15 protein-coding genes and 2 pseudogenes are annotated in these 20,879 nt (G+C 58.2%); 13 read left to right on the forward strand and 4 right to left on the reverse strand.

Annotation, left to right across the window (positions count from 1 at the left end; translation table 11 throughout):
* Window positions 1–159 precede the first annotated feature (159 nt).
* Window positions 160–624, reverse strand: coding sequence for a hypothetical protein (locus tag ACP7B3_RS03105; protein WP_426177788.1), 465 nt, complete (start codon window positions 622–624; stop codon window positions 160–162).
* A 162-nt stretch (window positions 625–786) separates the two neighbouring features.
* Here ACP7B3_RS03105 and ACP7B3_RS03110 point away from each other — a divergent pair.
* The 12 genes and pseudogenes from ACP7B3_RS03110 to ACP7B3_RS03165 all read left to right on the forward strand — a co-directional run.
* A pseudogene (locus ACP7B3_RS03110) lies at window positions 787–1,155 on the forward strand (LysE family translocator); the annotation flags it as partial.
* A gap of 414 nt (window positions 1,156–1,569) precedes the next feature.
* Window positions 1,570–3,006: an SEFIR domain-containing protein gene (locus tag ACP7B3_RS03115; RefSeq protein WP_426177790.1), complete on the forward strand. Its 1,437-nt coding sequence runs from the start codon at window positions 1,570–1,572 to the stop codon at window positions 3,004–3,006.
* Between the two features lie 197 nt (window positions 3,007–3,203).
* Complete coding sequence (locus ACP7B3_RS03120) at window positions 3,204–3,980, forward strand: hypothetical protein (RefSeq protein WP_426177792.1); 777 nt, start codon at window positions 3,204–3,206, stop codon at window positions 3,978–3,980.
* Window positions 3,981–4,087: 107 nt separating this feature from the next.
* A pseudogene (locus ACP7B3_RS03125) lies at window positions 4,088–4,348 on the forward strand (LysE family translocator); the annotation flags it as partial.
* A gap of 70 nt (window positions 4,349–4,418) precedes the next feature.
* Window positions 4,419–5,540 (forward strand): SEL1-like repeat protein, encoded by a 1,122-nt coding sequence (locus tag ACP7B3_RS03130; RefSeq protein ID WP_426177794.1) that lies wholly within the window; start codon window positions 4,419–4,421, stop codon window positions 5,538–5,540.
* Window positions 5,541–5,591: 51 nt separating this feature from the next.
* The gene (locus ACP7B3_RS03135) at window positions 5,592–5,978 is read left to right on the forward strand and encodes an ester cyclase (RefSeq protein ID WP_145161078.1); all 387 of its coding nucleotides are present in this window, start codon (window positions 5,592–5,594) and stop codon (window positions 5,976–5,978) included.
* 15 nt (window positions 5,979–5,993) lie between these two features.
* On the forward strand, window positions 5,994–7,031 hold the full coding sequence (locus ACP7B3_RS03140; protein WP_426177796.1) for a helix-turn-helix domain-containing protein: 1,038 nt from the start codon (window positions 5,994–5,996) through the stop codon (window positions 7,029–7,031).
* Window positions 7,032–7,141: 110 nt separating this feature from the next.
* Window positions 7,142–7,603, forward strand: a complete 462-nt coding sequence (locus tag ACP7B3_RS03145; protein WP_426177798.1) for a hypothetical protein — start codon at window positions 7,142–7,144, stop codon at window positions 7,601–7,603.
* Between the two features lie 224 nt (window positions 7,604–7,827).
* Window positions 7,828–8,805 carry an alpha/beta hydrolase gene (locus tag ACP7B3_RS03150; protein WP_426177800.1) on the forward strand — a complete coding sequence of 326 codons (978 nt, stop codon included), beginning with the start codon at window positions 7,828–7,830 and terminating at the stop codon, window positions 8,803–8,805.
* Between the two features lie 282 nt (window positions 8,806–9,087).
* Window positions 9,088–9,951, forward strand: coding sequence for a 4-hydroxy-tetrahydrodipicolinate synthase (dapA, locus tag ACP7B3_RS03155; RefSeq protein ID WP_426177802.1), 864 nt, complete (start codon window positions 9,088–9,090; stop codon window positions 9,949–9,951).
* Between the two features lie 142 nt (window positions 9,952–10,093).
* Window positions 10,094–11,470: a pyridoxal-phosphate dependent enzyme gene (locus ACP7B3_RS03160; RefSeq protein WP_119740089.1), complete on the forward strand. Its 1,377-nt coding sequence runs from the start codon at window positions 10,094–10,096 to the stop codon at window positions 11,468–11,470.
* Complete coding sequence (locus tag ACP7B3_RS03165) at window positions 11,467–12,633, forward strand: cystathionine gamma-synthase (protein ID WP_145161086.1); 1,167 nt, start codon at window positions 11,467–11,469, stop codon at window positions 12,631–12,633. Before ACP7B3_RS03160 ends, ACP7B3_RS03165 begins: the two co-directional genes overlap by 4 nt.
* A gap of 127 nt (window positions 12,634–12,760) precedes the next feature.
* Here ACP7B3_RS03165 and ACP7B3_RS03170 read toward each other — a convergent pair whose 3' ends face one another.
* A complete protein-coding gene (locus ACP7B3_RS03170) occupies window positions 12,761–14,959 on the reverse strand; it encodes an OsmC domain/YcaO domain-containing protein (protein ID WP_145161088.1) in 2,199 nt (732 codons plus the stop codon).
* A gap of 155 nt (window positions 14,960–15,114) precedes the next feature.
* On the reverse strand, window positions 15,115–18,618 hold the full coding sequence (locus ACP7B3_RS03175; protein ID WP_426177805.1) for an AAA domain-containing protein: 3,504 nt from the start codon (window positions 18,616–18,618) through the stop codon (window positions 15,115–15,117).
* 479 nt (window positions 18,619–19,097) lie between these two features.
* On the opposite strand from ACP7B3_RS03175, the gene ACP7B3_RS03180 reads away from it, so the two are divergent.
* The gene (locus ACP7B3_RS03180; protein ID WP_426177807.1) at window positions 19,098–19,718 is read left to right on the forward strand and encodes a LysE family translocator; all 621 of its coding nucleotides are present in this window, start codon (window positions 19,098–19,100) and stop codon (window positions 19,716–19,718) included.
* Here the strand turns inward: ACP7B3_RS03180 and ACP7B3_RS03185 are convergent.
* Complete coding sequence (locus ACP7B3_RS03185) at window positions 19,705–20,877, reverse strand: arabinose transporter (RefSeq protein ID WP_145161093.1); 1,173 nt, start codon at window positions 20,875–20,877, stop codon at window positions 19,705–19,707. The two genes, ACP7B3_RS03180 and ACP7B3_RS03185, sit on opposite strands and share 14 nt — an antisense overlap.
* Window positions 20,878–20,879: the final 2 nt, after the last annotated feature.

The following is a 20,879-nucleotide window of genomic DNA, read 5'->3' on the forward strand; positions in this document are numbered from 1 at the left end:
CCATACGCCTATACACCTCAAAGAAGGTCACTCATTTGAGTTGACCTTTCAGGGCATAGTCCGACAGGTCAATGGCGTCAGCGTTGGGGGAAAGAAACCTGCCGAGCCGCTTTTTAAAACCAGACGCTGTCGCCAGCCGCAACACGGCGTGGCCGAGCGCTATTGCAACGCGTGAGTGAGCAGACGCCAACCGGGGCACGCCTTGCGCTTGAGCCTGTTGTACCAGCGCATGATATGGCCATCGCTTGGCTCACGCGGCAGGTCGAAAACCTGCTCGGTACCTTGTGCAAAGCGCACATGCACCTGCTGGCCATCGTCGTGCAGGGTTTCAACGCTGTCGCCAAACCGGCATGTGACCCGGTCCTCGCTGTGCTGGATCAACAGCTTGGCGAGTTCGCCACGCAGCATCTCCAGTTCAGCGATCGGCCCTGCGCCGTCAAAGCCGTTCACGCCGATGAAAGCTTTTGTCCGGTCGTGGCGGTCAACGAAGGCGATGCCTTGTTCGTGGGTTGTATTCGCCCGAATCGGTTCCTCCAGGCCCATGCGCTGCACGACAACACGGCCCGCACCCCGCACGTCGATAGTCTGCCCGCCATCGCGAAAAGCCGGTGCCCTTTCAGCCACCGTGACGTGTGCGCCCTGCCGGGACAACCACTAGGAACTAGGATTGGAATGCCCGCTACTGGCATAGGCCGGTCCGCTTGTGCCCTTCACTGCAACGCGCGGATTGTCCAGCCGCCTCAACTGCCCTTATCCTCAACGCTCCCCGCCCAACCCGGAGCCGCCATGGACCTTGCCACGCTCGCCCTCTTCCTCCCCGCCTGCTTCGCCCTGAACATGGCGCCAGGCCCGAACAACTTGCTGTCGGTCAGCAACGCCACCCGCTACGGCTATCGCACGTCTTGCCTCGCCGGTGTTGGCCGCTTACTGGCCTTCGCCGGCATGATCGCCCTCGCCTCGGCGGGCCTGGCGGTGGTGCTGCAAACCTCGGAGTTGTTGTTTTACGCGATCAAGATTCTGGGCGCGGCGTATCTGTTTTATCTGGCGTTTCAGTTGTGGCGGGCTAATCCGCAGACAGAGGCTGAATCGGCGACGGAAAAGGTGGGGTTATGGGCGTTGGCGCGTCAGGAGTTTCTGGTGGCGGCGGGCAAGCCCTATGATGGGCAATATAAAGTTTTTTTACGAGCCGCTATCGGCCAGAAACTGCTACTCAAAGGTTTCTCCATCTAGGGGTAATTAAATAGGTCCCCGCATCATTACGGGGCTGGGTTGTAGTGAGGTTGAGGCGTTAAGGAGAGCCATCCTGTAACACCGATCCAGCGCCAAACGAGGTACATTTTTCAGTGTTAATTAGAACGAGGTTCATACACCGCGTTGTACTCGCTGAGGAGGAACGACGGCAGATCTCCAATACAAGTGAGAGTTATCCTTGCCAGCCAGCCGCAATGTTACCGACAAGGAATTAAAAGAGATGCATTAACTCCCAATTTTTCAGAGTTATCTGATAGATTCGGATATCCGGCTCATCACGAAATCAAGCTAATCTGCCACCATCACTAGGAATATTTTATGAGCAAAAACGATCACCCGCCTAGACTCTTTATTTCTTATAGCTGGTCTTCCCACGACCATCAGCAGTGGGTGATGACACTAGCAAGTGAGCTGAGAGAGTCGGGTGTTGATGTGATACTTGACAAATGGGACCTTAAAGAAGGACACGACTCCATACGTTTCATGGAGTCAATGGTGACTGATGAAAGCGTCACCAAGGTAATTATTGTCTCAGATAAGACCTACGCAACCAAAGCCGACGGACGTGCGGGCGGGGTAGGTACAGAAAGCCAAATTATTTCCAGTAAAGTCTATGAGACTTCCAAGCAAGAAAAGTTTGTAGCCGTAGTTCCCGAGAAAGAGGATGGCAAGGCTTGGCTACCTACATTCTATGGAAAACGTATTTATATTGATCTCAGCGAATCTGAAAACTATGCACAAAATTTTGAACAACTGCTCCGATGGATCTATGATCAACCTTTATATTTAAAGCCAGAGATAGGTAAGCGACCAGCTTTTTTGACCAACTCTTCTGCAGTTTCGCTTGGCACCAGCTCTAGACATCGACGTGCCTTGGATGCGGTAAAGCAAGGCAAACCTTTCGCTGCAGGAGCAGTTGATGAATACTTCCAAGCTGTATCTGAAGGCTTTGAAAAATTCAGGATTAAAATAGATCTTGAGAAAGAATATGATGAACAGGTTTTTGAGAATATTGAAGCTTTCCTACCATGTCGAAATGAAATCATTCAGCTTTTAACTGCCATTGCGCAGTATGGCTCCCTACCCGACATCGACTTGAAAACTCATCGATTTCTTGAGTCATTATTGCCGTACATGGATCGCCCCCAACATTTAACGCACTACCGAGAAACTGATTTCGATAATTTCAGATTCATAGTTCATGAGCTTTTTCTTTACGCCGTGGCAATCTTCTTGAAGAGTGAACGATTTGACACGACACAAGCACTACTCTCCACCCCTTATTACGTTCATGGAAGAATATCTTACCCGCAGAGCGGCGCTTTTGGATATGCAGTATTTCGAAACTACGCAAGGGTACTTGATCACCGAAACCAACGTTTAAGCTTAGGTAGACTTTCACTTACAGCAGATCTATTAAAAGACCGGTCGAAAACTTCAGGCTTAGATTTCAACCAGCTCATGCAAGCTGACTTTGTACTCTTCTTGAGAGGAACGCAGAGTGGAGAGCGTTGGTTTCCAGAGACCCTACTGTACGCGAGCCACTCATATACGGCTTTCGAAATTTTTGCGCGATCAATGTCCCAAAAATACTTTGACTCTATAAAAGCGCTTATTGGCGTAGCTAATAAAGAGGAGGTTGGGAAACTGCTGTTGAACTTCAAGGGTCCACAATCCCAGCTGCCACGTTGGCAATTCGACACCTTCAACCCAGAGTTACTGGTTGGATATGAGATGCTCTGCACACGAAGCTAAAGTTTGAATCGCAACGAGTTTCGTAAACTCATTTAAGAGGCTGCTTCTGGCCGTTAGTTTTTTACTCGAACGGCAACGGGTCGAAAGCGACCATTCCGCGACTGAGGATCAAGCTGGCCAGCAGCAATCCTAATGATTGCCAATATAAACCTTTGCGGTAATGCCAAGTGAACACTTTCGCGCCTAGGAATTGAACAATGACTGATTTCTTCACAACTGCATGGGAATTCATCGCGAGGCTGCCGGCAGTTCTCGGATGGACCGTGATTGGCGGACTGGCAACAGCTCTTATCGCCGCGATCGTGAGCATCTGGAACACCCGGAGATCGCTAGACGTGCAGCGCCTGACAAATGCGCGGTCGGCCTCCACCTTCATCGCCGACAAGCGCCAGAAATGGATAGATGATCTGCGCACTGACGCTTCCAAATATCTGTCGTTGTCGTTGGAGACTTCAGAGGCTTGGAAGCAGCTCTACTGGGTGTGTGGGAACGAATACGAAGAGCATTGGGATCATGATCCTCAGAACGTCCTCAAGGTTTGCGAATCGCTACGCATAAAATTCCTCAGTGAGAACGCAACGCGTGATAGCGAGCACCACCAACTCTATATGCGCATCATTTTGCGTCTGAACAACTATGAAGCAGCGCATCAGAGGCTAATAACCACGCTAGATGAGCTGCGCACTCACATGAGCGACCTAGCGACGGCTGCACTCAGGGGATCTTACTCGAATCAGAAACTGTTCGACTCCATAGCGCTGACTCTGGACTGCGCTGCGGCATACACCAAGATCATCCTCAAGGAAGAATGGCAGCGCCTAAAACGCGATATCGCGGACCCTGATAGGCTGATACGCGAAATCCTAACCTCCAATAGGCCTCAGATGGAGACCATAGGTACGATGCCGCTTAAGCCCGCGTCCGGCGTTGCCTCGTCGTTATCCAAAGAAATTCCATTGCCACTAAAGTCCTAGGGCTGAATTCTTACAACCTAATATTCGTTTGGAGGCTCGGATTAACAGGGTTTGAACGGCTGGCTTAGCCGCAAAACCGAGCCTGCCGTGAATTCAAGCTAGGCCACAGCAACCCAAAGGCTATCTTGATCTTCACAGCCTTCCTGCCGCAGTTCGTGGTGCCAGGCCAGCCGATCACGCCACAATTTGCGCTGCTGGGCGCGATGTTCCTGGTGCTGGAATGGATCGCCATCAGCGCCTATGCCTACATGGGCCTGCACATGCGTCGCTGGTTTGCCGAGCCGCGCGGTAAACGAATTTTCAATCGATGCTGCGCGGGGTTGTTGTCGGCAGCGGCAACGGTGCTGTTGATGGCGCGTCGCGCTTGAGGTCGCTGCGAAACAGCGAGTGATGCCATCGCTCGCAAGCGCCGCTACACTGCCCACCTGCACCTCACGAATGGATTCGACATTGCGCCGCTTCGCCCTACCCCTCGCTTTACTGTGCTTTGGCCTGCTGGCCTATTGCTTGGTCGCCTTGGCGATCAGTCTGTGGCGCAGCCCCCACAGCCCCACACTGTTGATTGGCGCCTTCTACGACGAAGGCATCATCGTCGATAAAAACCCGGTCAAGGCCGCAGACTGGTATTTGCGCGCGGCGGAAAAAGGCGAGACCTTCGCACAGTTCAAAACCGGCTTTTTTTACTTTTTCGGGCGCGGTGTGGCCGTTGATCACCGCAAGGGCCTGGAGTGGATCACGCTATCAGCCGAGAAAGGCAACTCTGAAGCCCAGTTTTTTTTGGGGGATGCAAACTATGGCGGCGTGGAAATGCCGCGCGATAGCGCTCAAGCCGCGGTGTGGTATCGCAAGGCTGCGCAGCAAGGTCATGCCCGCGCCCAGCAACGGCTTGCTGACGCCTATTTCAGAGGCATTGGCGTTGAGCAAAGCGACCGCAAGGCATTCTTCTGGGCGCGCAAAGCCAGTGCGCGAGGCGATGCTGAGGGCCAAACGCTGTTGGCGACCTTTTATTTCACGGGCGTAGGCACGCCGAAAAACCCTCAGCAAGGCATCCAGCTGCTGACCCAGGCCGCCCACTCAGGCAATAGCGAAGCATACGAATGGCTCGGGATGGCCAACCTGAATGGCATCGGCACCCCCAAAGACGTACCCGCCGCCATTGGGTGGTATACCCGCGCTGGCGACGCGGGCCGGGCCAAAGCGCAGTACATGCTTGGTTATCTGTACAGCAGCAGCGGTGCAGTGCCGGCAGACTATTCAACGGCGAACCGATGGCTGCTCAAGGCCGCGACACAAGGGTACGCTGTCGCGACGGCGACCCTCGCCATGCATGTGGATATGGGAAAGGGCTTTGAACCTAACAAGCTCAAGGCATGCGGCCTCGTGCGCGTGGCGCTGAATCAAAAGCTGTCCGAGTACGAGGACTATTTACGCGGCCAGCTTGAGCGTGAGGAAAAAGCCTTGTCCGCAGAACAACTGGCCGACGTCGCGGCGCTGGAAGCCCTCTATTCAACCCCGCAAGGGCTTGGGCAATTGCTGGGTGATATAACCAGCACGCCGTAGGCACACACAAGGGCAAAGTCGATGAGTGCTTTTCAAAAAGGAGAACACGCCATGACCCGAAACCAGCTCGCCGACCTTTACCGAGGGTATATCGACTGCCTCAACCGCCAGGGCTGGGAGCGCCTCGGCGATTTCGTGCACCCGCAGGTGACCTACAACGCCACCCCCGTCGGCCTTGCCGGCTACCGCGCGATGCTGGAGCGGGACTTTCGCGAGATCCCCGACCTGGTGTTCCGCATCCAACTGCTGGTCGCGGATCCGCCCACCGTCGCCAGCCGGTTGAACTTCCACGTCACGCCCAAAGGTGAATTTTTCGGCTTGCCGATCAACGGCAAGACGGTGACCTTCGATGAGAACGTATTCTACGAATTCGTCGACGGGAAGATCGCGCACGTGTGGTCCGTGATCGATAAGGCGGCGATCAAACAACAGCTTTAATGGATGGAGCCGCTTGTGGAGAACCCGCTTTTCACCTTTACCACCCAACCCTACCCACCGCGCCAACGCTTTGAAGTGTGGCGTGAGGAAGTGAATGCGATCTTCGATATCACCATCAGCGAGCCTGAATCCGCCGCCTTCAATTACCGCCTGGCCACCGGTTACCTGGGTTCGTTATTGATGGGCTGCGGTGCCTGGGACGGTGCCGGGGAGCCTGTGCCGTATCGGGTCAAGCGTTCCACACAAATGATTCGCCGTGACAGCCTCGACCACTACTACCTCTGCCTGGGCCTGACTCACACGATTAATGGCACAGCAGGCCGCACCACGCTGGCGGCGGGTAACGCGCAGATTTACATGCTGGACCTGGCCCGTGAACTCGATTGCCTGATCACGGCTGGCGATACCGTGATCCTCACCATTCCTCGCGACTTGCTGGCGCAAAGCCTCGGCTACAAAGACGTGCATGGCCAGGTGCTGCAGGGCGGCTTGAGCGAGCTGCTCGCAGACCATATGCGCGCGTTGCAACAGCGCCTGCCGCGCCTGACACCCGATGAAATTCCGCACGCCCAACAGGCGACGCTGGCCATGGTATCGGCAGCTTTGGCGCCGACAGTGGTCAACCTGCAAACCGCCGAGCAAGCGATCGACCACACCCTGTTCAACCGCGCCCGGCGCTTGATTGAACAGCACCTGCGCAGCCCGGAATTGTCCCCGGTTTTCCTGTGCAAACACTTGGGTATTTCGCGGGCGCAACTGTATCGGGTGTTCAGCCAGGAATCCGGCGTGGCGGCGTATATCCAGCAGCGCCGGTTGAACCGCGCGCGGGTGATTATCCAGAGTGATACCGGCGCGCGGCAGCGGGTGTCGGGGCTGGCCTTCCAGTTCGGCTTCAAGAGTGATGCGCACTTCAGCCGCACCTTCAAGCAAGCCTTTGGCTATTCGCCGCGCGAGGCCCGGGAGTTAAGCGCCGCTGCCCAGGCGCCGGAGCGCGTGAGCCGCCACACCGGGTTCTCGTTACGCAACATCCTGGGGCAGATGAACGCGGTCTGAGACACCCAGGCAAGTCATTGAGACGCGCAGACAGGAACATTTTTTCCGCGTGTTTTTCACCGTTTTATCATTGGCCGACGTTCCAGAGCCCTGACTAAACGGAGAAAATCATGGCCCGTCGTACTGTTATCGCAACGTTTGCCACCGCCCTCTTGCTGACGGGTTGCGCCAATGGCGTCAACGGACTCAGCAGCTTGAACAACCTGTCATTGCCGGGTATTCAGGGCAAAGCCGGGCCGGATATTTCGCTGTTCGACACCACGTATGTCAGGACGCACATCATTTCTGGCAAGACCACCTCCCAACAGCTCAAAGCCCTGTATGGCGAACCGCAGGACCAGTCGATTTCATCCGACGGCACCGAAACCTGGAACTACGCGCCCTCCACCACCCAGAACGCGTCCATGCGCCACTTGCTCGGGCTGGTCTCCAACCGTATCCCCGGCAATACCTACGACAATGCCCTCGACACCCGGCGCACCGCCATCGACAACCTTGCACCGCAGCAACAGAGCCGCCGCCTGAACATCCACCTCAACAATGGCGTGGTCAGGGACTACAGCATTCTGTAACAGCACCGCCCAGCGGTGAGCGCAGGCTCGTAGTGGCGAGCGGGCTAGCCCCGCGTTGGGCTGCGCAGCAGCCCCGCAACCTGCCAATGGGGTATGCCGGTGGTACCGAGGCGGCCTCATTGGGAGCGCTTCGCACTCCAACGCGGGGCAAGCCCGCTCGCCACACCGGCCCACGTTCTGGCATCCTGACGCTTCCAAAGTCGTCGAACGCGAGCAGCAAGCCCATGAGCCACGGCGTCAAACTTGAACCCCGTACACTGCCCGTCCCGCAGTCCATCAGCCCTCAAGCGCAGGCCACACTGCAACGCCTGGTCGGGGCTGACGGTGTGCCCCTCAATGCACTGCACGCGATGCCCACGCCCGAGGACCATGACGGCTGGCGCCGTCTGCAGGCCGCCGTGGCCCAGAACTACGCCAGCACCAACGCGGGGCAAGCGGCGTCGCTGCGGGCCAGCCTGCACACCATCAGGGTTGAAAACGCCAGCGTGCATGTCGCCACACCGGCGTCTGCCACGCCCTTTGCCTACATTGACCTGCACGGCGGCGCGCTGGTGTTCGGCGGCGGCGAAAACTGCCGCCTCGCGGCCGGCAGACAAGCCGACCTGCACGACGTGATCTGCTATGGCGTGGACTACCGCATGCCGCCCGATCATCCCTACCCCGCAGCGCTGGATGACTGCCTGGCTGTCTATCGGCACGTTCTCAAGCAACACGCGCCGCAACAGATCGTGATCGGTGGCCGCTCAGCGGGCGGCAACCTTGCGGCCGCCATGGTGTTGCGTGCGCGTGACGAAGGTTTGCCATTGCCAGCCGCGCTGGTGTTGCTGTCGCCGGAAGTCGACCTCACCGAGTCCGGCGACAGCTTCCAGGTCAACCGCACCGTCGACGTGGTGCTGCCCAATCCGCTGATGAACGTCAATCTGTTGTATGCCAACGGTGCGGATTTGTCTCACCCGTACCTGTCACCGCTGTTTGGCGATTTCACCCAGGGTTTCCCGCCAACTTTTCTGCAGAGCGGCACCCGTGATCTGTTTCTGTCCAACACCGTGCGCCTGCACCGCGCCTTGCGCCAGGCACGGGTAACGGCGCAGCTGCATGTGTTCGAAGCCATGCCCCACGGCGGTTTCATGGGCGCACCGGAAGATGCGGAGCTGGCCGCCGAGGTCGCAGCATTTGTGCGTGAGCAGCTGAAGCGGGGTTGACACATTCCGTCACGTCCGCTGAAGATGGAGGCCTTATTCAGGGTGTGTCAGCGCATGTCTACATCGTCTTTCGTTAACCTTTGTGCCATTGGCTTGATTGCTAAGGCGCAAGGTTGCGTGGCGCACGCCCTCAAATCGAAGAAACAGTCGCTCATGTGACCGGGGCGCGCTGTCCCGTCAGATGAGCTGACAGGACATTGAGCGCGACGGACCTCCCTCCCTTGCACAATCCCTCTGCCCTTCTGACGGTGACTCCAGCGGTCAACCATCAGGAGAAAGTGCATGTCATCGTTTCAAGGTATCTGGGTTCCCGTGGTCACGCCGTTTCATGACGGCGCCATCGACTTCATCGGCCTGCGCCGGCTGGTCAGCCACCTGCTGGAAAAGCACGTGGCCGGCATCATGGTCTGCACCACCACCGGGGAAGCCGCGTCACTGAGCCGCCAGGAACAACTGGCCGTGCTGGATGCGGTGCTGCAACTCGTGCCGGCGCAGCGCGTGGTGATGGGCCTGGCGGGCAACAACCAGCGTGAACTGCTGCAGTTCCAGAGCGAAATCCTCAAACGCCCGGTGGCCGGCTTGCTGGTGCCGGCGCCCAGCTATATCCGCCCCTCCCAGGCCGGCCTTGAAGCGTTTTTCCGCACGGTGGCCGACGCCTCCAGTGTGCCGATCATTCTCTATGACATTCCCTACCGCACCGGCGTGACCTTCGAACAGGCCACTTTGCTGAACATCGTCAAGCACACGCGAATCGTCGCGATCAAAGACTGCGGCGGCAACCTGGCGACTACCTTGGCGCTGCTCGCCAGTGGCGACGTGGAGGTGTTGTGTGGCGAGGATCTTCAAATCTTCAACGCGCTGTGCCAGGGCGCCAGTGGTGCGATTGCAGCCTCGGCCCATGTGCACACCGAAGACTTCGTGGCGCTGTACCAGCAGGTACGCGACAACCAGCTCACCGAGGCCAGGGCGACTTTTTTCAGGTTAATGCCCCTGATCAACACCCTGTTCATGGAGCCCAATCCCGCGCCGGTAAAGGCTGCGCTGGCGATGCAAGGCTTGATCGCCAGTGAGCTGCGCGCACCGATGCAAACCGCCAGCACTGGCGTTATAGAGCGGTTGCAGCAGGTTTTGATGCGCGGCGTTTAAACGTCAACACGCGCTCATGCGCCAAAAAAAGACATCCAACGGACCGCCCGGTTGCGACCGGCGCGATCCCGGCCTATGTTCCAAGCCATGCTTTACATTTTTGCTGTCCCTCCCCTACGCCTCTTCCGTACCAGGTGACGACATGCCCACGCTTTCCCGCCCCGCCGTACTCGAATTGATCGGCAACACGCCGCTGGTCAAGGTCAGCCGATTTGATACCGGCCTGTGCACGCTGTTCCTCAAGCTTGAATGCCAAAACCCCGGTGGTTCCATCAAGGACCGCATCGGCCTGGCAATGATCGACGCCGCCGAACGCGACGGCCGCCTGCGCCCCGGCGGTACCATCATCGAAGCCACCGCCGGCAACACCGGCCTGGGGCTTGCGCTGGTCGGCCGGGCCAAGGGCTACCGCGTGGTGCTGGTGGTGCCCGACAAGATGTCCACCGAAAAAGTCCTGCACTTGAAGGCCATGGGCGCCGAGGTGCATATCACCCGCTCCGACGTCGGCAAGGGCCATCCCGAGTATTACCAGGACGTGGCTGCGCGCCTGGCCAAGGACATTCCCGGTTCATTTTTTGCCGACCAGTTCAACAACCCGGCCAACCCGCTGGCTCACGAAACCAGTACCGCGCCGGAAATCTGGGCGCAAACCCAGCATGACGTGGACGCGATCGTGGTGGGCGTCGGCTCGGCCGGCACCCTCACCGGCCTGACCCGCTTCTTCAAACGCGTACAGCCGGAACTGGCCATGGTGCTGGCCGATCCGGTGGGTTCGGTGATGGCTGAATACAGCCGCAGCGGCAGGATGGAAACGCCGGGGTCGTGGGCCGTGGAAGGCATCGGCGAAGACTTCATCCCCTCGATCGCCGACCTCTCCAGCGTGCGCCACGCCTATTCCATCAGCGATGAAGAAAGCTTCGACCACGCCCGCCAACTGCTCAAAGCCGAAGGTATTCTCGGCGGTTCGTCAACCGGCACCCTGCTCGCTGCAGCGCTGCGTTATTGCCGCGAGCAGACCGAGCCCAAACGCGTGGTCACCTTCGTCTGCGACACGGGCACGCGGTACCTGTCCAAGGTCTACAACGATCAATGGATGAACGACGCGGGCCTGCTCCAGTACAAACACTACGGCGACCTGCGCGACCTGATCGCCCGCCGCTTCGAAGACGGCCGCGTGATCAGCGTGAGCCCCGACGATACCCTGCTCACAGCCTTCCAGCGCATGCGCCTGGCCGATGTCTCGCAACTGCCGGTGCTGGTCGAAGGCCGCGAACTGGTTGGCGTGATCGACGAGTCCGACATCCTGCTGGGGTTGCACCATGACGCCGCCGACTTCTCCATGATCGTTGCCAGCGCCATGACCGACACTTTGCAAACCCTGGCCCCGAGTGCCAGCCTGGCCGAACTGCAGGCGGAACTTGATCGCGGCCTGGTTGCCATCATTGCTGACGCCTCAGGGTTTTATGGCCTGATCACCCGCGTCGACCTGCTTAATCACCTACGGAGATCCCTTGCATGAGTCAGCCCGATAAAAGCGCCTTTGCCACCCGCGTGATCCACGCCGGGCAATCACCCGACCCGACCACGGGAGCGCTGATGCCGCCGATCTATGCCAACTCCACTTATCTGCAAGACAGCCCCGGTGTGCACAAGGGCTTTGACTATGGTCGTTCCCACAACCCCACGCGCTTTGCCCTGGAACGCTGCGTGGCCGACCTTGAAGGCGGCAGCCAGGCGTTTGCCTTTGCCTCCGGGCTGGCGGCGATTTCCACCGTGCTGGAACTGCTCGATGCGGGTGCGCATATCGTCTCCGGCAACGACCTGTACGGCGGCACCTTCCGCCTGTTCGACAAGGTGCGTCAGCGCAGCGCCGGCCACCGTTTCAGCTTTGTCGACTTGAGCGACTTGCAAGCGTTTGAAGCGTCGTTGCAAGACGACACACGCATGGTCTGGGTCGAGACCCCGAGCAACCCGCTGCTCAGCCTCACTGACCTGAGTGCCATCGCGCGAATCTGCCGCGACCGCGGCATCATCTGCGTGGCCGACAACACCTTTGCCAGCCCATGGATCCAGCGCCCGCTGGAGCTGGGTTTCGACATCGTGGTGCACTCCACCACCAAATACCTCAACGGCCACTCCGACGTGATCGGCGGCATCGCCATTGTCGGCCACAACCCGGAGCTCGCCGAGCGCCTGGGTTTCCTGCAGAACTCGGTCGGCGCGATTGCCGGCCCGTTCGATGCATTCCTGACGCTGCGCGGCGTGAAAACCCTGGCGCTGCGCATGGAGCGCCATTGCAGCAATGCCCTGGAGTTGGCCACCTGGCTGGAACAACAGCCGCAAGTTTCACGGGTTTATTACCCAGGCCTGGCCTCGCATCCCCAGCACGCACTGGCACGCAAGCAGATGCGCGGGTTTGGCGGGATGATTTCGGTGGATTTGAACAGTGACCTGGCCGGCGCCACACGCTTTCTGGAAAACGTGAAGATCTTTGCCTTGGCCGAAAGCCTGGGCGGCGTCGAAAGCCTGATCGAACACCCGGCGATCATGACCCACGCCAGCATCCCGGCAGCAACGCGGGCGCAGCTGGGCATTGGCGATGGTTTGGTGCGCTTGTCGGTGGGCGTTGAGGACGTCGAAGACCTGCGGGCCGACCTGGCGCAGGCATTGGCTCTGATCTGACCCAATCACCCAAATAATAAAGCCCCACCTGTGGGAGCTGGCTTGCCTGCGATAGCATCACCTCGGTACATCTGAAGCACCGAGGTGTCTGCATCGCGGGCAAGCCCGCTCCCACAGGGTTTACGCGTCAGGCTGAGGTGATATTCGCACGCGCCGCGTGCAGCTTTTTGTAGCTGTCGATCAAGCGCAAATGCCGATCCAGCCCTTCCAGCTTCATGCTGGTCGGCGTCAGGCCATAAAAACGCAGCGTGCCGTTGACCGAGCCGATCACCGCGTCCATGCGCTCATTGCCGAACATGCGGCGGAAGTTGGCCTCGTAATCCGCGAGTTCCAGGTCCTCGTCCAAGTGCATCTCCAACACCGCATTCACCGCCTGATAGAACAGGCCGCGATCAACGGTGTTGTCGTTGTACTGCAGGAACATCTCCACGCACTCTTTCGCCTCCTCATACTGCTGCAAGGCGAGGTAGATCAGCAGCTTCAACTCCAGAATGGTCAGTTGGCCCCACGCGGTGTTGTCGTCGAACTCGATGCCGATCAAGGTGGTGATGTCGGTGTAATCGTCCAGCTCGCTTTCCACCAGGCGCTCAGCCAGTGCTTTGAGCTCGTCATCGCTGAGGCTGTGCAGGTTGAGGATGTCGGCCCGGAAAAACAGCGCCTTGTTGGTGTTGTCCCAGATCAGGTCGTCCACCGGGTAAATTTCCGAGTAGTCCGGCACCAGGATGCGGCAGGCGGTTGCGCCGAGGTGTTCGTACACCGCCATGTAGGACTCTTTGCCCATGCCTTCGAGAATGCCGAACAGGGTCGCGGCTTCCTGAGCATTCGAGTCTTCGCCCTGGCCCGAGAAATCCCATTCAACGAACTCGTAGTCCGACTGGGCGCTGAAGAAGCGCCACGAAACCACGCCGCTGGAGTCGATAAAGTGCTCGACGAAGTTGTTCGGTTCGGTGACCGCGTGGCCTTCAAAGGTCGGCTGCGGCAGGTCGTTCAAGCCTTCGAAGCTGCGGCCCTGAAGCAATTCGGTGAGGCTGCGTTCCAGCGCCACTTCCAGGCTCGGGTGGGCGCCGAACGAGGCAAAGACACCGCCGGTGCGCGGGTTCATCAAGGTCACGCACATCACCGGGAATTCACCGCCCAGGGACGCGTCCTTGACCAGCACCGGGAAACCCTGGGCTTCCAGCCCTTGAATACCGGCAAGAATTCCCGGGTACTTGGCGAGCACTTCAGCCGGTACGTCCGGCAGGGCGAATTCGCCTTCGATGATTTCGCGCTTGACCGCGCGCTCGAAAATCTCCGACAGGCACTGCACCTGCGCTTCGGCCAGGGTATTGCCCGCGCTCATGCCGTTGCTGAGGTAAAGGTTTTCGATCAGGTTGGACGGGAAGTACACCACCTCGCCATCGGACTGACGCACGAACGGCAGCGAAACAATACCGCGCTCTTCATTGCCCGAATTGGTGTCAAACAGGTGCGAGCCACGCAGCTCGCCATCGCGGTTGTAGATTTTCAGGCAGTAGGCGTCGAGGATTTCAGGCGGCAACTCGTCTTTGCGGCCCGGCTGGAACCAGCGCTCATCCGGGTAATGCACGAACGGCGCGTTGGCCAGTTCCTCACCCCAGAACTGGTCGTTGTAGAAAAAGTTGCAGTTAAGCCGCTCGATAAACTCGCCCAACGCCGACGCCAGTGCGCCCTCTTTGGTCGCGCCCTTGCCGTTTGTGAAGCACATCGGCGAGTGGGCGTCGCGGATATGCAGCGACCAGACGTTGGGCACGATATTGCGCCACGAGGCGATTTCAATCTTCATGCCCAGGCCCGCGAGAATGCCGGACATGTTGGCGATGGTCTGCTCCAGCGGCAGGTCTTTGCCAGCAATGTAGGTGCCCGCCTCAGAACTAGCACCAGGCATCAGCAACGCCTGGGCATCGGCGTCGAGGTTGTCCACCTCTTCAATCACGAACTCGGGCCCGGCCTGCACGACTTTCTTCACGGTGCAACGGTCGATGGAGCGCAGGATGCCCTGGCGGTCCTTGTCGGAGATATCCGCCGGCAACTCGACCTGGATCTTGAAGATCTGGTTGTAGCGGTTTTCCGGATCAACGATGTTGTTCTGCGACAGGCGAATATTTTCGGTGGGAATATTGCGCGTTTCGCAGTACAGCTTCACAAAGTACGCCGCACACAACGCCGACGAAGCCAGGAAGTAATCGAACGGACCCGGGGCCGAACCATCGCCTTTATAGCGAATAGGCTGGTCGGCAATCACCGTGAAGTCATCGAACTTGGCTTCAAGCCGAAGGTTGTCGAGAAAGTTGACCTTAATTTCCATGCGGGCACACCAGAACGAGCTAAACAAATTGGCCGCCATTATGAAGATTTTCGCCGGGAAGTCTCAGGGTTTTCCGAATTGGCTGCCGATCGGTGCCTCTTTGCATCGCTGCGTCAGCTGCTTGCAGCCCTCAGCTGACGTAGCGATGCATCAGGCTATAACGCTCGCGGACTCAGGCGCTGCGCAAGGCTCGTTCGGTTAACGATGAGTTCGTCTCGCACATCGGGCCCTCTATAAACCATGGACGTCTCATGGTGTATGTAATCACCCGAACGATCCGCGCTCAGCCAATTGAACGACCCGACACACAGCAATTCTTCATCGGCCATGACAATCTTGCTATGCACCTTGTTGACCACACGAACCTGCACATCACGGGATTTCAAAGCAGCTATGGCCTCCTTGAATTCTGCTACTTTGCCTGTATCACCATCGGGCTTACCGCGCTTGATATCAGTATTGAAGCGCAAGTCGGTATAGACCGTTACTTCGACACCACGCTTCACCGTCCCGCCCATGACGTCCAAAGCACCGCTTTCATGCATCCTGTGTAACTTAACCCACGGCGTCACTATCTGAACCTGGTGGCGGGCCATCTCCAAGGTACGCAACAGGAACCGATCATGTTCGGCAAACTCATGCAAATGGCTCAATCCGGTGCGCGTAGTGAGCAAATCGACCCTAGGCTGGAAATCAAACTTCAGCTCATTCGCCGCGTCACTGAGCAGGTAGAGGGCCAAGCGTCCGCGCGGTTTGCTGGCGGACACCTGGGTGAACAAGTCCATATCACCGAACACCAGGAAGCTATCTTTAGCCCGCGAAACAGCAACGTTCAGCATGCTGTCCCTGCGGTCTATGAAAGGACCATCGGCATGTTTGGAGTAAACCGCCGAAAAAATCACCACTGGCCGTTCTGCCCCCTGAAAGGAGTGAACAGTGCCGATGGTGACTTCACCGTCGCCTTTGCCGGTACGGATACCCAACGCTGAGCACGCCTCGATGATCGACTGAGTCTGTGCGCCGAAGGGGGTTATCACACCCAGAATCTCCCACAGTTCCTTCTTGTAGCGTTGTGTGAGTTCCTGTTCATTAGCCTTAATCCACGCGGCAATCGTCTGCGCTTCGAGCAGGTTGTGACGGCTACCGCCCTGTTTCTGCTGGCACCTGCCATCGATGTGCAGATAGCCGAGCCCAGGCAAGCCACCGTGCGGTTTTGCACCCCGGCGCGGTTCTAACTTGCCTTTGTAGCAAAGGGCATTGCAGTAATCGATGATCGAGTCATAGCAACGACGGTGTTCATACAAGTACATACCCCGGGCGAGGTCGCGATCGTAATGGTAACGGCTGGTCGACTGCGCAATTGACATGACACTGCCGTTGGCGGCACTGCGTCCGCTGTCGCAGAAGGCAGCGTAGTCATCATCCACCTTGTCCCGAGACAACAGGCCCGCGCTGATCAGGTTGCCGATGTCGACAGCAGCGGGAATAGACCAAATAGGTTCAATTTGCTGAGTATCACCAATGATCAACGCCTGCTTGGCCAATGCGAATGATGGCGCTGCGACCTCAGGCAAGACCTGACCAGCCTCGTCGACGATCAGCAAATCGACAAAATTCAATGCGTAATCATCAACAAAACCGTTGCCATCGTGGCGCTTGCAATGCAGTTCTGCTGGTAGCCTGAAAAACGTAGCCACGACGCACGGTGTCAGCTTCATCCAGCGCCGCCAGTTCTTCTCCAAGGTCTTGCGACCCTTTTTGCCACGGCTTTTAAGAATGTCTGGCAATTCGTCAGCGACTTCCATCAACCAACGTCCTTCCCAGTAATGCGTAGTGAGCAAGAAGATCTCGAAACGCAAAGAGGTATCCGCCCAACTGTCGCAATCATCAAATGTCACCTGTGCGGCCGCTTTGCCAGCAGCCTTCGGTAATACCGCGATGACCGTCTGCCAATTCGACACCTCACGTTGCACGCTCTGCATCAACTCGCGGACCTGCGCCAGTTGCGTTTCAAGTGGTTTCAACGCCTGGGCGGCCAGAGCAACAACGGCGGTCAACTGACGTTCGATCGAGCTGACATCGGCGGCTGCCTGCAGCGCGGTATCAGCTTCATCAACTCGCAACTTCGCCAGTCGAAGACGTTTAGCCGCGACTGGACCGAACCAGCTAAACAGCGAGTAGATCAATGGTTCATGAGCCAGGTAATGCTTGAAATCCTTGAGGCGGGCTTGCGCTTTGGCAAGCTGTTCGGCGTGGTTCGTGAGTTGGGCTTCAAGACGTGCGATCCCCGCCTGTGGATCATTCCCCAGCAGCCGTTGAACAGCGTTGCGGACAGCCACCAATGTTGCCCACCCTTTCTCAATCTCGGCGAGCTGGTGCTGACGCGTTCGTATCTCTGCCTGAAGTTTACTCACTGTATTCTTGACGGTAGGAACCGGCTCACCTGCAAATGCGATGGCGGCTTTGCCAAGATAAGCTTGCTGCGCTTTATCAAGATAGGCCTGCGACTCAAGTTCCTGGAAAAAGCTTTTGGTTTGATAGGTGCGGGCCATTTCCGCTTCTGCCGAGGACTTGGGGAAGTACGCTCCGAAGCTCTTGATGTCGGGTAGCCAGCGTCCCGCAAAGGGGCCGGTGCCCTCTGAGAAATCTTTACCGAACGCCTTGATGATGTTGGTGACAGCCTGGTTGTTCGTAGAACTGGCGACAATCACTGGCGGCTCATCACCGTCTACCGCAGCCTTGGCCCAGAGCGAGGCAACAACGGACAAGAGCAATGTGGTTTTACCGGTTCCAGGAGGCCCGTTAACGGCCAACACATCACCGCTCTCGCCGCAAAGCAGGTGCGCCAGGCTATCGCGTTGGGCGGGTGCTAACGCGTATTCGTCACCGGCATGCCCTAGCCGCCTGGCGAACAGGCTATTGGTGGGTAAACAGGGTTCGTCTGGTGTGGGTTCACGTTGAGCGAAACGATCAAACAAGGGCGCCGTGGGTTTTGCCTCTCGCAGATGATCATAGAGCGCGACGATATTGCGGCTAAAACCTTCTGCCTTTTGTTCCTTGAAAATAAAACAATAATTGACCGGATCAAAACCATCATCGACCCCATTCCAACCGTCGGAAACCGTGTGGAACATCTTCTTGCAGAACCGTAGATAGCTGATCCACTTTTCTTGATATTGATCGGCACTAAGCTCGCTACCGGCCGCAGGCAGATCCAGCTGTGGCGCTTGTTCTGCTGACAGAAACGTGTCGAGGTCGAACTGAGCACCGATGGTGAAATTATCGCGATCCAATGGATCAAGGATGTCGCGAGGCACCAGCGCCTGTGCAGTCGGATAAATACGCCCATCGCGGGTCACTGATACGCGGCACAGAACTGGAGTGATCCACGCGGGTAAACCATTGCGCGCCTGACGGTGTTCCAGGCGCGACTTGTACACAAAGGGGCGCAGGGTGACTTCAACGTGCAGCTGTTGGGCAGGCTCGCCCGCAAACAACAAGCTGAGCTGCTCATCAGGTACACAGCCCTTGGCTAACGCGTCAATGGGCAAAGCAGTATAGGTTTTGACTTGGCTCGGCGATAAGGCGCCATTGCCGTTTTCGGCATCGGCCAGTGAATTACGCCAATAATTTGCGAGCTTGGAAGAATAGTCGTTCATCGTCCTGATTCATGAAGGCCGTCACTCACTGTGACGGTCGGTGGATGGGTAATGGGCGCCGAGAGTAGCGTTTCGACACGCGGATGACTAATCACCACAGGTGTTGAGATAAGAAAGTCCACGGTGCCTGGGCATCGAGGATAAGGATTATGCCATCCACCTCATCATCAGTGCTCATCCTTGGCCAAGCGGTCCATACCACGCCGTTGCGACGGCGCTGGCCCAACTGAAATCCGGCGTTAAAGGCTAACCACTTACGCCGCTTTCGAGTGTTGCGCCTTTGTCGACAACGCGCAGTCCTAGACCAGCGCCTTGGGCAAATCCGGTATTGGCGCTGATTCGAAGCTATGCTGGACCCCGACCCACATTACGCTGGCGCGGCAATAAAGAGTTTTGCGACGCGGTAATCGAGGTCAGCGTTGGCCTCCTTGAATATCTGGCCGGATTGGATCTGACGCCTTACTTGAACGGAAAAGCCCATGTCCATCACTGACAACCTCCTCGCCTTCACCTTCGCCGCCACTGTGCTGACGCTCACGCCGGGGCTCGACACCGCTTTGGTGCTGCGCACCGCCACGGTAGAAGGCAAGCGCCAGGCGCTGCACGCCGCCTTCGGCATCAACGCGGGCTGCCTGGTGTGGGGCGCGGCCGTGGCTTTTGGGCTGGGCGCGTTGATTGCAGTGTCGGAGCTGGCGTTCAACCTGCTCAAGTACTGCGGCGCCGCTTACCTGGCCTGGTTGGGCGTGAACATGCTGCTGCGCCCGCGCCGTTCACTGTCGTCGGCCAACGCTGACGCCAGGCCTGGCGGCAACTGGTTTTTCAAGGGCATGCTGGGCAATGTGCTGAACCCCAAGGTGGGGATTTTCTACGTGTCGTTCCTGCCGCAGTTCATTCCCCAAGGCCATTCGTTGATTGCCTGGACTTTCGGCCTGGTGAGCATTCACGTGGTATTGGGGCTGGCATGGTCGTTGGCGTTGATTGGCGCCACCCGGCCACTGTCTGGCTTCCTGCGCCGAGAAAAGGTCATCCAGTGGATGGACCGCACCACTGGCTTGATCTTTGTTGTATTTGCCGCGCGCCTGGCGTTCAGCAAGCGCTGAGTGCCGGCTGTTTAGCCAACAACACCCACGCCACCACCACCGACATCGCCACCGCCACGGCGCCGGCCAGGTACACCGACCCTACCCCGGCGGCGCCGGCCAAAGCGCCGGCCAACGGGCTGCTGATCCCTAACGCAATATCGAGGAAGGCTACATAGGCACCCATGGCCAGCCCACGCGTTTGCGGGGGCGCACGCTTGATCGCCTCGACACCAAACCCCGGGAACGCCAACGAATAACCGAAGCCGGTCAGCGCTGCACCCAGGTACGCCATCAGCGGTGAGCCTGCGCCCCAGATCAACAACTGCCCCGCCGCTTCGATCAGCACACAAACCAACGCGACGACTGCGCCACCGAGCTTGTCCGGCAGGTGCCCGAAGAAGATTCGCGCGCCAATAAATGCCAGGCCAAACGCGGTGAAAGCGAACGACGCGTTGCCCCAGTTCTTGGACGCAAACAGCAGCGCAATAAACGCTGTGATCAGCCCAAAACCGATGCTGGAAAACGCCAGCCCCAGGCCCGGCAACCACACTGTGCCCAGCACTTTGTAAAACGAGGTGCGCCGCTGGCTGGTGGGCGCAACGCCCTTGGCCCCCGCAACGATGGCAAAGGCGCACAGCGGCAACAGCAGGGTCGCGATACTGATTCCACTGAACCCCCACTGGCTATTGATCGCCACCCCCAACGGTGCCCCGAGCGCAAATGCGGCATAGATCGCAATGCCGATCCAGGCCATGACCTTGCCGGCGTTTTGCGGCCCGACCAGGCCCATGCCCCAGCCCATCGAGCCGGTGATGATCAGGCTTTCACCCAAGGCCAGCACCACGCGCCCGGCGAGCAGCACCCAGACTGACAGCGCCGGTGTGTCGACAAACGCCAGCGACGCCAGGTACAGCACGCCGGAACTGGCCGCCACCAGCATGCCAATCAACATTGCGCGCTTGGGCCCACGCATGTCGGCAAAATTGCCGGCCCAGGCCCGTGACAGCAACGCCGCGGCGAACTGCGCACCGACCACCATGCCGACCACCAAGGTGCTCATGCCCAGCGTGTGGTTCAGGTGCAACGGCAGCACCGGCAACTGCAGGCCGATGATCAGGAAACCGACGAACACCGCCAGGGTGATCGGCAGCATTTTCAGCAAGACATATTGAGTCATGA

Source organism: Pseudomonas sp. TWRC1-2 (assembly GCF_049896685.1).
Taxonomy (GTDB): Bacteria; Pseudomonadota; Gammaproteobacteria; order Pseudomonadales; family Pseudomonadaceae; genus Aquipseudomonas.

Bases quoted from the DNA above. Each gene is read 5' to 3' on its own strand.
- dapA (WP_426177802.1), top strand. From the start codon at position 9,088: ATGTCATCGTTTCAAGGTATCTGGGTTCCCGTGGTCACGCCGTTTCAT.
- ACP7B3_RS03170 (WP_145161088.1), bottom strand. From the start codon at position 14,959: ATGGAAATTAAGGTCAACTTTCTCGACAACCTTCGGCTTGAAGCCAAG.
- ACP7B3_RS03185 (WP_145161093.1), bottom strand. From the start codon at position 20,877: ATGACTCAATATGTCTTGCTGAAAATGCTGCCGATCACCCTGGCGGTG.
- ACP7B3_RS03130 (WP_426177794.1), top strand. From the start codon at position 4,419: ATGGATTCGACATTGCGCCGCTTCGCCCTACCCCTCGCTTTACTGTGC.
- ACP7B3_RS03165 (WP_145161086.1), top strand. From the start codon at position 11,467: ATGAGTCAGCCCGATAAAAGCGCCTTTGCCACCCGCGTGATCCACGCC.
- ACP7B3_RS03135 (WP_145161078.1), top strand. From the start codon at position 5,592: ATGACCCGAAACCAGCTCGCCGACCTTTACCGAGGGTATATCGACTGC.
- ACP7B3_RS03115 (WP_426177790.1), top strand. From the start codon at position 1,570: ATGAGCAAAAACGATCACCCGCCTAGACTCTTTATTTCTTATAGCTGG.
- ACP7B3_RS03145 (WP_426177798.1), top strand. From the start codon at position 7,142: ATGGCCCGTCGTACTGTTATCGCAACGTTTGCCACCGCCCTCTTGCTG.
- ACP7B3_RS03180 (WP_426177807.1), top strand. From the start codon at position 19,098: ATGTCCATCACTGACAACCTCCTCGCCTTCACCTTCGCCGCCACTGTG.
- ACP7B3_RS03175 (WP_426177805.1), bottom strand. From the start codon at position 18,618: ATGAACGACTATTCTTCCAAGCTCGCAAATTATTGGCGTAATTCACTG.
- ACP7B3_RS03150 (WP_426177800.1), top strand. From the start codon at position 7,828: ATGAGCCACGGCGTCAAACTTGAACCCCGTACACTGCCCGTCCCGCAG.
- ACP7B3_RS03120 (WP_426177792.1), top strand. From the start codon at position 3,204: ATGACTGATTTCTTCACAACTGCATGGGAATTCATCGCGAGGCTGCCG.
- ACP7B3_RS03160 (WP_119740089.1), top strand. From the start codon at position 10,094: ATGCCCACGCTTTCCCGCCCCGCCGTACTCGAATTGATCGGCAACACG.